Origin of the sequence: Amycolatopsis sp. NPDC058278 (assembly GCF_042881395.1) — a bacterium.
Classification (GTDB): Bacteria; Actinomycetota; Actinomycetes; order Mycobacteriales; family Pseudonocardiaceae; genus Amycolatopsis.
In genome coordinates, this window is sequence record NZ_JBHVXZ010000002.1 from 129,119 (window position 1) to 142,960 (window position 13,842).

The window sequence follows — 13,842 nt, forward strand, 5'->3', positions numbered from 1 at the left end:
TTCGATCTCGCTAGAGTGAGCCGGTTCACGCGGCTCGGGGGCTTTGCGCGTTCAACGGGTAATCAGGGGTGACTGTTCGTGAACATATCCAAGAGTGCGAGATCGCTCGCGCGCGGTTTCGCCACGCTCACGGCCGCGGCCGTGCTGACCAGCGTGTTCGCCGGCCCGGCGGCCGCGGACGAGCCGACACCGACCGCCACCGCACCGGCCACATCCGAAGCGCCGTCCACTTCGGAGGCCCCGGTTCCGGAGCCGAGTTCCGCACCGAGCTCCACCGAGCCGGAGAACAAGCCCGCGGCGGCGCAGCCGCAGGCCGCGGGGGACGACAAAGCGCAGGTCACTGCCACGGCCGCCCTCGGCAAAAAGGTGTACCAGTCCGACGAGGACGTCCCCTTCACCTTCACACTGACCAACACCGGAACGGTCCCTGCCAAGGGCATCCACATCGCCCAGGGCATGAGCAAGCCGACCGACCTGCTCGTCTTCTTCGACGACAACGGCTGGGGCAAGCTCGTGCAGCAGTCGGGTGTGGACCTCCAACCGGGGGAGAGCTTCGAGCTGAAGAAGACGGGGAAGATCCGGGACATCACCCAGACGGAGGTGGTCCTCGAGGGGCAGGTCTTCGACAGCGACGGCCGCCGGGTCGCCGACTTCGGCGCCACGGCGAAGGTCGAGCAGACGCTGCTGCCCGCCCGGGCCACGGTGTACGGCGACCGGAACGGCAACGGCGTCTTCGACGACGGCGAGCAGCTGACCGGCATCCCGGTCACGCTGCGGTACCCGTACGGCTCGAACCAGTACGCGGCCACGAGCGGCCCCGAGGGGAAGATCGACTTCGGCAAGGTCCCGTCGGCCACGTACTACCTCGGTGGCGTGCCGGCCGGCGACTGGCTGATCCCGTTCCAGAACGTCCACGTCGGAACGGGCTCGAAGGACCTGCTCATCCGGGCCGTGCCGCCGCTGCACGGCGCGCTGAAGGCGTCGATGGTGTTCACCCAGGACAGCTACCAGCCCGGCGACCTCGCGCACCTCACCGTGACGCTGTCCAACTCCGGCTCGATCCCGCTCACCGGCATCGTGGCCTCGTGCGACCGCTTCGGCTCCGACTTCGCGCTGAAGGGCGGCCCCGGGTGGGGAGATCTCGACACCTTTGCCGACGGCGTGACGATCGCTCCCGGACAGACGCGGACCTTCGACGTCACCGAGCGGGTGCCGGACGCGGCTCGGAACAGCGGCGTCGTCACGGCGGACTGCGACTTCGGCTACCGCGAGGTCGGCATCGAGGAGCACCCGAACGCGAGCGCCCAGGCGGCGGTGCCCGGGGTCAAGGCGACCGTGGTCGGCGACGTGGCCGTCTACGACGACCGTGGCGAGATCAAGCAGCCGGTCGCCGGCGTCAAGGTCGTGCTGGTGTCCGACCGGCACTGCCCGGTCACGGCCGAACAGACGACCGATGCGAAGGGCCACTTCGAGTTCCACGACGTGGTGCCCGGGCCTGAGTACCGGCTGTTCTTCCTGCCGCCGGCGGGGTGGAAGATCAAGGAAGAGAACCCCTGGTCGATCTTCGTCCGCGGCCCGGCCGACCGCCCGGTCAAGCTCCAGGTCGAAGCGGAGCAGGGTGATGCGCCGCTGCCCGCGGTGCCGGCCAACCCGGCGGACTGCACCGCCGGTGCCCCGACCTCGACGACCGGCGCACCGGGCGGGACCGGCGGTGGCCAGAGCGGCGGCTCCGGGCTGGCCAGCACCGGCGTCGACGCGATCGGGCTCGGCGCGCTCGCGCTGCTCGCCCTCGCCCTCGGCGGCGGCCTGGTGTTCGGCGCCCGTCGTCGCCGGCGCACGATCTGACGCTGGAAAGCGAAGCGCCCCCGGTCCACAGTGGACCGGGGGCGCTTTTTCGCGTCAGTGCAGGCTTCCGCGGGACACCGGGAAGTCGAAGTAGGTGTCCGGGAACGGCTCGCCGTTCAGCGTGAAGTGCCACCACTCCTCGGGCAGGTTGCGGAAGCCCGCCGCGGCCATCGTCGAGCGCAGCAGGTCGCGGTGCTTCCGGGCGACACCGGTGATCGCCGGGTTGTCGGTGTGGGCGAGCGGGTCGAAGCAGTCGTAGCCGGTGCCCATGTCGACGGTGTTGTCGGGGAAGCGCTGGTCCCGCGGCGCGAAGCACGCCTTGAGCGGTTCGCCCGGGACGTACGGCCGCTGGAACGGTGGCGGGAGGCGGACGAGCGTGAGATCCATCGTGCTGCCGCGGCTGTGCCCGGACTTCTCGGCGATGTACCCGTCGGCGAAGAGCCGGTCCTTGGTGACGTTCGGGTAGAACTCCGCTTTCATCTTCTCGTCGGCGAGGTCCTTGGCCCACCGCACGAAGTGGTCGACGGCGCGCTGCGGGCGGTAGCAGTCGTAGACCTTGAGCGTGTAACCGCGCTTGACCAGCTGAGCCTGTGCCTTCCGCAGGCCTTCGGCGGCCTGCCGGGTCAGGAGGCACAGCGGTTGGCGGTACCCGTCGACGCGGCGGCCGACGAAGTTGTGCCGCGTGTCGTAGCGGATGTCCTGCAGGATCGACGGCGCGACGTCGGAGAGCGCGACGAAGGCCCGGGACGTGGTCGTGGCCTGCGCGGGCGTGGGGACGGCGAGACCGGCCGCCGCGGCGAGGGTGACGGCGAGGGCGCGCACCCGGCGAGTGAAGATCGGCATCCCTCTCGTCTATCAGCTCGGCCCCCGGCGCACAGCCGCCGACCGGTCAGGACCAGCCTTCGGACGTTGTCGCGCGCAGGAAGTCGTCCGAGGGTGGCTGCACCGGCCGTCCCTCGAACTGCGTGGAAAGCACCACCGACGACCGCAGCTCGCCGTGCTTGCCCAGCCGTTCCAGCAGCCCCTCGAAGTGCTCGAGCGACGCCGCCCGGATCTTCAGCATCGTGCAGTGGTCGCCGCTCAGCCGGTGGATCTCGACGACCTCCGGGTAGTCCTCGGCCTTCGACGTCTTCAGCAGGCAGCTGCTCAGCGCGCACCGCATCTCGACGAACGCCTGCAGCGGCTGGCCCGCGCGCCGCGCGTCGACCTGGGCGCGGTAGCCGGTGATCACCCCGGTCTCCTCCAGCCGCCGCACCCGCTCGGCCACCGCCGGCGCCGACAGGTTGATCCGCCGCCCGAGCTCCTTGAACGACAGCCGCCCGTCGGCCTGCAGCAGGTCCAGCAGCCGCCAGTCGACGTCGTCCAGCGCCTTTTCCGAACGGAAGGTCATGGGCCTCATCTTCCTTCCGATGCACGGGCGGGGCGAGCGAAATCCCGTGCATCGGCCCTTCGAACCGCGGCCGGATTTCCCTAACGTTGCCGCTCATGGGGACTTCGACGGTGACCGGCCGGACCCGGTCGATGGGGGCACTGTTCACCGGTGTCGCGTTGCTCAACACGGCCACGGTCGGCCTCGGTACCGCGGCCACGCTGATCGTCGCCGCCGGCAGCGGCGCGGTCTGGAGCGGGCTGCCGAGCGTGGCGAACGTGCTCGGCACCGCGGCGGGCGCGCTCGGCGCCGGGAGGCTGCTGCCGGTCCACGGCAGTCGCCGGGTGCTGGCCGGTGGCTACGGCCTCGCCGCGGCCGGCGCGCTGGTGGCGTTCGCGGGCGCGCTGGCGACGTCGGTCGTGCCGCTGCTCCTCGGCATCCTGCTGGTCGGGCTGGGCAACGGCGGTGCGCAGCTCTCGCGGTACCTGGCCGCGGACCTGTACCCCGAGGACCGCCGGGGGCGCGCGCTCTCGACCGTCGTCTGGAGCGGGACCATCGGCGCGCTCGCCGGGCCGGCCCTGATGGCTCCGGCGGCCGGCGCCGCGGCCGGCTTCGGCTGGCCGTCGCTGTCCGGCCCGGCCGCGGTGGCGGTCCTGGCCACGGCGGGCGCGGCGCTGGCGGCGGCGTTCCTCCCGCGGCACGTGCCGCCGGGGCCGGTCGTGGCCGCGCCCGGCCCGGTGCGGCCGGCCGGCGTCGTGCGGCCGCTGGTCGCGATGGTCGCCGCGCAGCTCACGATGGGGGCGGTGATGACGATGACGCCGTTGCAGCTGCAGGCGCACGGGCACGGCCTCGGCGTCGTCGGCTGGGTGCTGAGCGCGCACCTGTTCGGGATGTTCGCGCTGGCGCCGCTGTCCGGCCGGATCGCCGACCGCTGGGGCCCGCACGTAGCCGTCAACGCGGGCCTCGGCGTCCTCGCGCTGGCCGCGGCGACCGCGCTCGCGGCGCCGACCGCGCACACCTCCGGGCTGCCGATCGCGCTGTTCCTCCTGGGCTACGGCTGGAACCTGGTGTTCGTCGGCGGCAGCGCGCAGCTCAGCCGGGACCTCGCGCCGGAGACGCGCCGCCGGGTGCAGGGCACCGTCGACGCGGTCGTCTGGTCGGCGTCCGCGCTGGCCGGCCTGGGGTCGGGGGCGCTGTTCGCGGGCGGCGGGTACGGGCTGGTCGCGGTGGTCGGCGGGGTGCTGGCCCTGCTCCCGCTGGCGTTCTCCGCCGCCCGTGACGGCCGGTGACCGGGCCGTTGTCGGCAAATCTCTCGTCCCCGCGGCCGCGGCCGGGCGCCAAGATGGGCCGTGGCTGACTCGGTGCCTTTCACGGACAACTTCTCGGACCTCTCGAACACGCAGGGGTACCAGTTCGAGTTCCGTTGCGAGCGTTGCGGCAACGGTTTCCGTTCCGCCTTCCAGCGCGACAACGTCGAGACCGGCCGAAGCGTGCTTCGCGCGGTGGGCTCGTTCTTCGGTGGGACGCTGCGCGACCTGAGCAACTCGGCCGACCAGTGGCGCTACGACCGCGCGACGAACTCGCCGGCCAAGGACAAGGCCCTGGCGGCGGCGGTCGAGGAGATCACCCCGAGTTTCCGCCAGTGCCGCGGCTGCGGCGACTGGATGTGCCAGGACCAGTGCTGGAACGAGGAGATCGGCCAGTGCCTGCGCTGCTCGCCGAGCGTCGCGGAGGAGATCTCGCGCGCCCAGGCCGCGGCCCAGCGCGACCAGATCTGGGACAAGGCCCGCGATAAGGACTGGACGGCGGGCCTGGACCTCGAAACCCGGGCCAAGGTCACCTGCCCGGGCTGCGGCCTGAAAGCGGACGGTGGCAAGTTCTGTTCGTCCTGCGGCACGTCGCTGGCCTTGAAGGTCGCCTGCGGCGGCTGCGGCAGTGAGAGCAACAAGCCGGGAGCGTTGTTCTGCTCCGATTGCGGCGCCGAACTCTGAGCCGGGGCGCGCTCCGAAAACCGGCGTCTTACCACCCTTTCCCACGAATTCCGTCAGGTTCCGCCGACACGGCCCGCGATGCGGGCCGTGTCCTTTTTCCGGGCATCGACAACCGCCTTCGCCGCGGGTATTTGTCTAGGGTGCGCGAGGGGGGCTCGCGGGCACGGAACCGGAACGGCGGTCGTTCCGGGACTCGTCGAGGAGGGTGCGGCGTGGCGGTCGGCGGTGCGGGCGGAAACGGCACGGAATGGCCGGGTGGCACGGTGATGTCGCGGCTACCGGGTGCGCTGGCCGGTGAGCTGCTGAGACTGGGGAGTCCGAAACCGTGTCCCGCCGGGACGGTTCTGCTGCACCAGGGGGAACCCAGCACGCACGTTTTCCTGCTCGGGCACGGGAAGCAGCCCAGGCTGGCGTGCGTCAAGGTCACCGCGGCGGACCGGAACGGCACCGAAAGCCTGCTGGGCATCAGGGTGAGCGGTGATCTCGTCGGCGAGATGGGGGTGCTGCGGGAAGGCCCTCGCTCGGCGACGGTGACGGCGTGCCGGGCGATGACGGTGCACCGGATCCCGCTGGAGCACTTCCGGCTCTTCCTGCGGCGCCGGGAAGAAGCCTGGCGGGTGGTCTGCCACATGATCGCCGACCGGCTCGACTGGGCGAACCGCCGACGGCTCGACTTCGCCGGGTACGACACGGCGGTGCGGCTCGCCCGGGTCCTGCTCGAACTGGCTGAGTACCACGGTGCCCCCGGTGAGGCCGGGATCAGGCTGGGGATCCAGCTTTCGCAAGCGGAGTTCGGCAAGCTGATCGGGGCGGGCCGGGACGCAACCCAATTGGCTGTCCGCCAATTGAAGGAGAAGAACTACATCGCGTACCGATACCGGACAGTAACCATTCTTGACCTGAACGGGCTAGTGATGTTCGCTGAACCTGGCTAACGAACCGGTGCAGATCACGGAATTTTCCGGAGTCTTGGTCACGTAGTGCAGGCAGACTCTGCGCTCATCTCCTGACGGCTCCGAAAAAGGACAATGACCTTGGCTCGCGGCAGCGATTTTTCCCGTCATCTGCTCGTTTCCATGGACGTGCAAGGCTACGGCGGCCGGGACGACCGGCAGCACGCTTCGATCCAATCCGGCCTGCTCGCCGTGGCGGACACCGCCGCCGGCCGGTGCGGCCTGGACCGGACGACCTGGCACCGGCAGGGCGCCGGTGACGGCGAACTGGCGATCCTCCCACCGGACACCCCCGAACCGGCGGTCGTGGACGACTACGTCCGCGAGCTGGTCGCGGCGCTCGCCGACCACAACCACGACCTCGCGGCCGAGACCCGGATGCGCATCCGGATCGCGATCCACCACGGGGTCGCGATGCCCGGCGCGAACGGCTGGACGGGACAGGGCGTGGTGGGCGTGAGCCGCCTCGTCGACAGCGCGCCCGTCCGCGGCGCCCTCCACGCGTTCCCGGACGCCGACCTGGCCGTGCTCGTTTCGCGGCAGATCTACACCGACGTCGTGGCCCAGCGCCACACCTCGCTGAAACCCGGGCAGTTCCGGGAAGTCGTGGTGCGGCAGAAGGAATTCACCGACGTGGCGTGGCTCCGGGTCCCGGGACACGACGTGCACGACGCCCGGCTCTCGGCCGACCGGCCCCGGCTCCCCGCCGATCCGGCGGGCACCCGGGTGACCGGCACGGCCGGGCCGCACTACCGCGCCGAGGCGATCACCGTGGTCAACGGGAGCGTCGACGCGACGAACGCGGTCTTCGGGATCAAGCACGGCTCATGAGCGAGGAAGAACCGGCGGAAAAGCCGGCCGAGACGCCGGAGCCCCCGCCCGGCGACGACTACACCGAACAGCTCGCGGGCGCGGTGAACCAGTTCAACGGCCCGATCTACGCCGACGGCGCCCAGTTCGGCATCGGCCCGCAGCGGCCGGCACGCGTCAAGGCCGCGGCCGGCAAGCTCGACGACGCCGATGTCCGGGCCGAGCTGAGCCACTACGTCACGCCTGCCGGCTACGACACGGCGCTCGGCGCGCTGCGCAAGGACCACGTCGTCGGCCTGCACGGCGACCGGGGGACCGGGAAGCGGGCCGGCGCGATCGCGCTGCTGCGCGAAGTCACCGACGGGCCGCTGTACCTGCTGTCCCCGATGAACCGGCTCAAGAGCCTGGCCGAACGCGACTACACGGCGGGAAGCGGTTACATCATCGCCGACCGCATCGCGGAGCGAAAAGCCGCCGACGTCGACTTCACGTGGCGGACGGTCCGCGACCGCGTCCGCGACCAGGGGGCGCACCTCGTCGTCACCACGACCACACCGACCGGGTGCGGTGAAGTCGACGCCGTCGCCCACGTGCGGTGGGAACAGCCCGACCCGCGGCAGGTGCTGCGCGTCCGGCTCGCCGGCCTCGACGGCGCCGACGAGGTCGTCGAACGGGTTCTGCGTGCTTGGCCCGACGGCGGGCAGCTGACCGACCTCGCCGCCGTCGCGGCCGACCTCGGCGAGGGGCTGACGGTCGAGGAGGCGCTGCCCAAATTGGACGCGTCCCTGCACGACCGGGTCCGGACGTGGTTCGACGAAGAGCGGGACGAACGGGACTTCCTGGCCGCCACCGCACTGGCGTTCCTCGACGGGGCGCGGCAACGGACCTTCGAGTCGGCGCTGGGAAAGCTGGCGGCGAAGCTCGCCGAGTCGGTCGTGGGCGACGAGCCGGACCTCGGCGAGCGCCCACAGCCCGAGTTGCTGCGGCAACACCGGCTCAAGCTCTACGCGTCCGACAGCCTGATCAAGGTCGAGCGGGCCGGCTCGGACGGGGTCGCCCGGCACTGCCCCCGGTTCCGGGAGCCGCGGTACCGGCGGTTCGTGCTCGCCGAACTGTGGGCCCGCGAAGAAGCGCCGTTCTGGGACGGCGTCTCCGCGTGGCTCGACGAGGTGATGCCGGAGGAGGGCCTGCGGGTCGCCGCCGGGCTCGCCGAACTCGCGCGGTACGCCTTCGACGAGGTCGACGACATCCTGGCGCCGTGGGCCGACGGCAAGCGCGGCTGGCCGGGCCAGACCACCGCGACCCACGTGCTGTGGCTGCTGAGCTACGACGAAGCCCTCGCCCCGGAGGCGCTCCAGCTGGCGGCGCAGTGGGCCGGGCGCGGCACCCCGGCCGAACGGTGGACGGGCGCGGTCGCGCTGAGCGGCGAGCTCGGCGCCCGTTACCCGCACGAAGCGGCCAACCGCCTCTGGCAGCTCATCCTGCAGAGCCACACGGTCACGGGGGACGCGCACGTCGCTCTCGCCGCGCTGTTCGTCACGTTGACCCGGCGCACCGAGGACGCCGGGGTCGTCTTGACGCTGCTCGACGGAAAAGTGCGGCGGCTGGACAACCCGGGCACCAAGCCGGAGTACATCCGGGCGGCCACCCGGGCGACCCTCAGCGTGCTCGCCGCGCGCGACCGGGTCTCCGGCCGGCACGCCGCCACCACGCACCTCTGCCGCGCGGGGGACCGAACCGCGCCCGTCCAAGGGCGGCTGTGGGCCGCGGTCCTGCGCAACCGGCCGACGCGCAAGCGGGCGCTGACCGTCCTGCGCTCCGCCCTCGACGACCTCAAGCACCTCTGCGACGACCCCGTCGCGGTCGCGACTTCGCTCGGGCTGGCCATTTCGGCGGCCCTGCCCCCCGGCGAAGCCGGCCTCCTCCGCGCGGACTTCGCCGCGCTGGAGGCACGCACCCGCAAAGACAGTTCCCCTCTGGTCGAGCACCTGCTCGCCGCGATCTCCCACCTGCACCGAGAGGCTGCCGCACTGCCATGACCGAGCCTTACCCGATCGTCGAACAACGCCCACTGGATCCCGCGCAGACCAAGGGGAAGTTCTTCTGGCGCAAGGAATATCGCGAACACGGCGAACTGCCGAGGCCGAACGCGCACCAGGTCTTCGTCTACCGCGTCGACGGCGAATACGTCCTCGACAGCGCCCAGCGGCGCCTGGACGAAGAACAGGTCGTGCGAGCCACCCACGTCAGCCTGGTGGACCTGACCCGCGACGCCGAGGTGATCGTCGAGCTGGCCATCCCGTCCGCCGAAGCCGACGACTTCACCATGCGCGTCACGTTCGTCTGCACCGTGACGAACCCCGTCAGCGTCGTCCGGGAGGGGCGAGGCGACGCGCAAACGCTGCTGCGGGCCTACCTCAAGAGCCACCACCGGATCTTCGAGCTGGGCCTGGAGTACCGGCTGCTGCAGATCAACGACGTCCGCCGGGACGTCAACGCCCAGGTGAAGGCCTTCACCACGCTCAAGCCGCCGGTGATCTCCGGCATCGCCGTGGAACTCCGCAGCGTCGAGGTGCTGACCCCGGACGAGTACCGGCAGCTGATGGGCAACCGCCGCAGCATCGAGTACCAGCACGAGCTGGACACGACGCAGCAGCGCCTGGACCATTCGCTGACCGCGGAACGCCAGCACCACGACCAGTACCTCGAGCGCGACCGGAGCGGGCACGACCACCGGCTGAGCACCGAGCGGCTGGCGCACGAGCAGCGGCTGGAGTGGGAGCGGGTGCACCACTCCGGGGTCGTCGGGATCGAGCAGCAGCGGTACGAGCTCGACCGCCTGGCCGACCGGAAGGCGTTCGACCGGCACCAGCGCGGGCAGGACCGCGAGGAGATGACCGCGCTGGCGGAGATCATCCGGAACAACCCGGACAGCGCGCTGGCGAACGCGTACGTGGCCGGCTCGCTGGACGCGACCGAGATGGCCGAGCGGCTGCTCGTCGAGAACCGCCACCGCGGCGAGATCGAGCGCACCGAGCGGCAGGCCGCGTTCGACCGCCGTCACGAGGAGCGGCTCTACGAAATCGAGCACCGGAACGAGCAACGCCGGTGGAGCCGCGAGCAGTCCCGCGAGGAACGCAAGTGGCGGCGCGAAGACCACGGCCTGGCCCGCGCGGAGACCCGGCGCAAGGAGGAGATCACCCTCGAGGTCATCCGGGAGCTCGGCAAGCACGGCTACCTCGACATGACGAACCTGGACCCGAACCTGCTGATCACCAAGCTGACCGGAGGCACGCCGCGGGAGCAGCTCGAGGGCGGCGGCAAGACGGAGCTCGCCGCCGGGGACAAGGCTTCGCCCGCTCCGCGGGCCGAGCCGGAAGACACCGAAGACGACGACACCGGGGTGAGGGAAGAGGATGTCAGTTGAGACCGAGGCGCCCACCCGGGGCGCCCTTCCTCCCGACGTCCCGCTGGGGACCTACCGGCCGGTGGACCCCCACCGCGGGCTCGGCAGGCGGCTGCGGGCCCTGGCCGGGATCCGCGAAGAGATCCTCGACTGGGTGCCGGAAGAGCGGCCGCGCTACACGCGGCTCGGCGCCATCATCTTCAACACCGGCCTGCTGGCCGGGTTGTCGCTGCTGGTGGCGCTCAGCGATCTGTCGACCGTGCCGTGGATCTTCCTGCTGCCCGCCGGTGCGCTGTGGGCCTACGTCATCATCAGCTTCGACGGCTGGCTGATCTCCAGCACGCACGGCATGCTCGGTGGGGGCAAGACCCGGGTGTTCGTGCCCCGGCTGGTGATCTCGCTGCTGATGGGGGCGGTGATCGCGGAACCGCTGCTGCTGTGGATCTTCCAGCCCGCCATCCACAAGGAAGTCCTCGACGGCAGGCAGAACGAGCTGTCCGCCTACGAGAGCCACTACCGCACCTGCAACCCGGAGGGTGCGCCGGCGCTCAAGACCCCCGAGTGCGGGAACTTCCAGCTGACCATCAAGAACTCGCCGGAGGCGGCGCAGCAGGAGCTGGACAAGGCGAGCAAGAACCGGGACGCGGCGAAGTCGGAGTACGACGTCCTCCACACGCAGTGGGACCAGCTGGAGAAGCTGGCGCGCGCGGAGTGCAGCGGCACGCGGGGCGAAGGGCTCACCGGCGTGGCGGGCGACGGTCCCGAATGCGACCGGAACCGGCAGGTGGCGGACCGCTTCCGCACCGACAACCAGCTCGAGAAGCGGCAGGCCGACCTGACCGCGGCCAACACGAACATCGACGCGTTGACCGCGAAGCTGGGCAGCGCCCGGCAGACCGCCGGCCAGCAGGTCAGCGACGCCATCACCGCGAAGGTCACGTCGATGCGCGAGCACCAGGGCGCGATCGGCATCCTCGACGAGGACGAAGCGCTCGGGCGGCTCTCCGACCGCAGCGTGCTCGTGTTCGCGGCCCAGTGGCTCGTGCGGCTGCTGCTGATCGCGATCGACTGCATGCCGGTGCTGACGAAGCTGATGAGCGGCTCGACGGCGTACGACGTGCTCGTCTCCCGGCAGGTCGAGGTCGCCCGCCGGCTGCACGAGAAGCACGTCACGCTGCGGGAACGGCAGGACACCGCGGACAACGACGTCTGGCTGCAGCGGACCGAGTACAACCTCCGGACCAGGGTCGACAGCATCGAGGAGGCCGATCGGTCCGCCCGGGCGCGGCGGGAGTCGGACCTGGACGCCGAGATCGACCGGCTGGCCGCGAAGCTGCGCAACCAGCAGTAGGGGAGTTCCCGGCCGCGCGGGCCCGCTGATCCGGCGGAGCCGCGCGGCCCCGGGCACCATGGAGGCATGACGCCCGTCACCAAACGCCTCACGGTGGTCGCCGTCGTGCTCATCACGGCCGGCGCGGTCCTGCTGTCGGTGGGCGCGATCGGCTTCCGGGCCACTTCCGACCAGCCCGACGCGAACATCGGCGCCGGGTTCGCCCTGCTGGCCGGGCCCTACGTCGTCGGTCTCGGGCTGATCTTCGCCCTGTCGGCGGGCCTGACCCACCTCACGACGCGCCGCCGCTGAGGTTCCACAGCGTCGCGGGCAGGTGGTCGGCCAGGTCGGCGAGGTACCGGGCCTCCGTGGTGAGGTTCTGCCGCGTCGCGCAGCCCGGCCCCCAGGTGCGCGCGGCGCCGTTTTCGACGACGACCTCCCGCTGCCCGAACCGCGGGTTCGCCGCCAGCCAGCGGGCCAGCTCGGCGTCGAGCGCCGAGTCCGGCGGGAGCGTCGGCATGGACACCGGGCGGCCCGGGACGATCCGCAGCTCCGGGCCCGGCGGCACCCGCACCTGGGTGACGTGGAGGTCGCGGAAGTGGATGTGGTCGTCGAAGTGCCGGTAGGACTCCCGCGTGTCGATCCCGAGCACCGGCCGGTCGCCGAGGCGGAACTCGACCCACGGGTCCTCCGGTGCCCCTGTCAGCGGTCGCCCGGTCGGGTGAAACACGCCGAAGCTCGGCGAACCGCTGCCGAACGTGCCACGCCGCTCGGCCGCGAACGCCTTGAACCAATGGTCTTCGCGGCTCGCGGCCGCCTTCCGCTGCGACCGCCACCAGATCGCGGCGGCCACCGCGGCCACGACCACCAGGACGCCGATCGTGAAGAGCGTCTGCATCGTCAGAAGTCCAGGTCCTCGCGGGTTTCCTCGACGGACTGGTCCCGGCCCGTGCCGTCGTGGTCACTCGTCTTCTTCGCGTTCTTGACGTGGCTGTTGAGCTTGCCGAGGTGGTCGTTGACCGTCTTGGCCGGGTTGTCGCCGGGGTTGGCCGGGTTGTAGCCGAGCACGCCCTTGATCGCCGCTTCGCCGCCCTTCTTGAGCGCTTCGGTGGCGCCCGCCTTCAGCATCGTCTTCCGGTAGTCGACCTTGCCGGCGGCGTCGAGCACCGGGTTCTCGAAGGCCTTCGCCCAGCGCTTGCCGATCAGGCCCTTGTCGCCGACGGCCTTCTGGAGGAGGTCCTTGCCCTCGTTCTCCTTCGCGATCTTCGTCAGCGACTTGCCCAGCGTGGTCGAGGCGAACTTCTGCTGCAGCTTCCGGAGCCAGTCGAGCACCTTCTGCAGGAGCTCGCGCAGCTTGTTCACCTTCCGGGTGGTCTTCGCGGTCGTCTGGGCCGCTTTGACCTCGGTCACCGGGGCGGCGGCGGACAGCGAAGCCCCGCACGTCGGCACCGCGGCGGCCAGTGCCGGCACCCACAGCAGGATCAGCCAGGTCACGAACTCGGTGAGAATGGCCTTGATCAGGTCCTCGACGAAGCTCATCAGCATGCTGTTGAGCTGCAGCATCCGGGCCAGGTCGCCGGACTTCCCGGCGACGCCTTCGATGCCGTGCGCGAACTCGCCCAGCGCCGTCTTCGCCGCGTTGCCCGCGTCGCCCTCCCACCCCTTCAGCGACTCGTCGGCGACCTCGGCGAAGTTCTTGGCCAGCTTGTCCAGCCCGGTCGCGATCGCCCCGAAGTTCTCCGCCGCGACCCCCAGCGCCGGGCCGTCGCCGCTGACGAAGTGGATCGCGTCCTGGATCGGCTGGACGGCGTTGACCAGGAAGTTCAGCCCCTGCCCGACCAGCCAGCCGAGCGGGTCGGTGGCGATGTCGGTGATGGTGCTCGAACTCGACTGGATGAAGCTCGCCGTGTCGGTGGCGATCGTGCCGAGCGCGAGGGTGATGTCGGCGCCGTCGTGCTGCGGCGCGAAGACGGCCTTCGTCACCGAGACCGCGTCCTTGCCGACGGTGACCGCGCTCCCGGCGAACGGTGTCGCCTTGATCGCGTTGTCGACGTTGACCCCGAGCACGGTCTTCGGATCGTCGGGCTTGACGGTGATGCCGCTCGCGACGTCTTCGACCTCGGCCATGGCGTTCCCCC

Annotated in this window: 13 protein-coding genes; 9 read left to right on the forward strand and 4 right to left on the reverse strand. The window is 71.2% G+C overall.

From position 1 onward, the window contains the following. The first annotated feature begins 78 nt into the window (after positions 1-78). Positions 79-1,845, forward strand: a complete 1,767-nt coding sequence (locus ACFVYA_RS01545; protein WP_387041123.1) for a hypothetical protein — start codon at positions 79-81, stop codon at positions 1,843-1,845. Between the two features lie 54 nt (positions 1,846-1,899). Here the strand turns inward: ACFVYA_RS01545 and ACFVYA_RS01550 are convergent, their stop codons facing one another. Next, positions 1,900-2,688 (reverse strand): M15 family metallopeptidase, encoded by a 789-nt coding sequence (locus ACFVYA_RS01550; RefSeq protein ID WP_387041125.1) that lies wholly within the window; start codon positions 2,686-2,688, stop codon positions 1,900-1,902. A 46-nt stretch (positions 2,689-2,734) separates the two neighbouring features. Continuing rightward, positions 2,735-3,235: an Lrp/AsnC family transcriptional regulator gene (locus tag ACFVYA_RS01555; RefSeq protein ID WP_285988092.1), complete on the reverse strand. Its 501-nt coding sequence runs from the start codon at positions 3,233-3,235 to the stop codon at positions 2,735-2,737. A gap of 95 nt (positions 3,236-3,330) precedes the next feature. Here ACFVYA_RS01555 and ACFVYA_RS01560 point away from each other — a divergent pair, with 95 nt between their 5' ends. The 8 genes from ACFVYA_RS01560 (at position 3,331) to ACFVYA_RS01595 (ending at position 12,016) form a co-directional block, all read left to right on the forward strand. Then, positions 3,331-4,503, forward strand: a complete 1,173-nt coding sequence (locus ACFVYA_RS01560) for an MFS transporter (protein ID WP_387041129.1) — start codon at positions 3,331-3,333, stop codon at positions 4,501-4,503. A 72-nt stretch (positions 4,504-4,575) separates the two neighbouring features. Next, positions 4,576-5,205, forward strand: coding sequence for a zinc ribbon domain-containing protein (locus ACFVYA_RS01565; protein ID WP_387041132.1), 630 nt, complete (start codon positions 4,576-4,578; stop codon positions 5,203-5,205). Positions 5,206-5,417: 212 nt separating this feature from the next. Continuing rightward, positions 5,418-6,140 carry a Crp/Fnr family transcriptional regulator gene (locus ACFVYA_RS01570; protein WP_387041134.1) on the forward strand — a complete coding sequence of 241 codons (723 nt, stop codon included), beginning with the start codon at positions 5,418-5,420 and terminating at the stop codon, positions 6,138-6,140. 141 nt (positions 6,141-6,281) lie between these two features. Continuing rightward, the gene (locus ACFVYA_RS01575; RefSeq protein ID WP_387041137.1) at positions 6,282-6,989 is read left to right on the forward strand and encodes a hypothetical protein; all 708 of its coding nucleotides are present in this window, start codon (positions 6,282-6,284) and stop codon (positions 6,987-6,989) included. Further along, positions 6,986-9,007, forward strand: coding sequence for a hypothetical protein (locus ACFVYA_RS01580; RefSeq protein WP_387041140.1), 2,022 nt, complete (start codon positions 6,986-6,988; stop codon positions 9,005-9,007). The genes ACFVYA_RS01575 and ACFVYA_RS01580 overlap by 4 nt, the downstream gene beginning before the upstream one ends. Next, positions 9,004-10,395 (forward strand): hypothetical protein, encoded by a 1,392-nt coding sequence (locus ACFVYA_RS01585; RefSeq protein WP_387041143.1) that lies wholly within the window; start codon positions 9,004-9,006, stop codon positions 10,393-10,395. Before ACFVYA_RS01580 ends, ACFVYA_RS01585 begins: the two co-directional genes overlap by 4 nt. Further along, the gene (locus ACFVYA_RS01590) at positions 10,385-11,725 is read left to right on the forward strand and encodes a DUF4407 domain-containing protein (protein WP_387041144.1); all 1,341 of its coding nucleotides are present in this window, start codon (positions 10,385-10,387) and stop codon (positions 11,723-11,725) included. The genes ACFVYA_RS01585 and ACFVYA_RS01590 overlap by 11 nt, the downstream gene beginning before the upstream one ends. 66 nt (positions 11,726-11,791) lie before the next feature. Then, positions 11,792-12,016: a hypothetical protein gene (locus ACFVYA_RS01595; protein WP_285988100.1), complete on the forward strand. Its 225-nt coding sequence runs from the start codon at positions 11,792-11,794 to the stop codon at positions 12,014-12,016. Here the strand turns inward: ACFVYA_RS01595 and ACFVYA_RS01600 are convergent. Together ACFVYA_RS01600 and ACFVYA_RS01605 are read right to left on the reverse strand one after the other, a co-directional pair. Continuing rightward, entirely contained in the window at positions 11,997-12,602 is a 606-nt protein-coding gene (locus tag ACFVYA_RS01600) for a hypothetical protein (protein ID WP_387041147.1), read from the reverse strand. The genes ACFVYA_RS01595 and ACFVYA_RS01600 overlap by 20 nt on opposite strands. A gap of 2 nt (positions 12,603-12,604) precedes the next feature. Beyond that, positions 12,605-13,831, reverse strand: coding sequence for a hypothetical protein (locus tag ACFVYA_RS01605; RefSeq protein WP_387041149.1), 1,227 nt, complete (start codon positions 13,829-13,831; stop codon positions 12,605-12,607). Positions 13,832-13,842 lie beyond the last annotated feature (11 nt).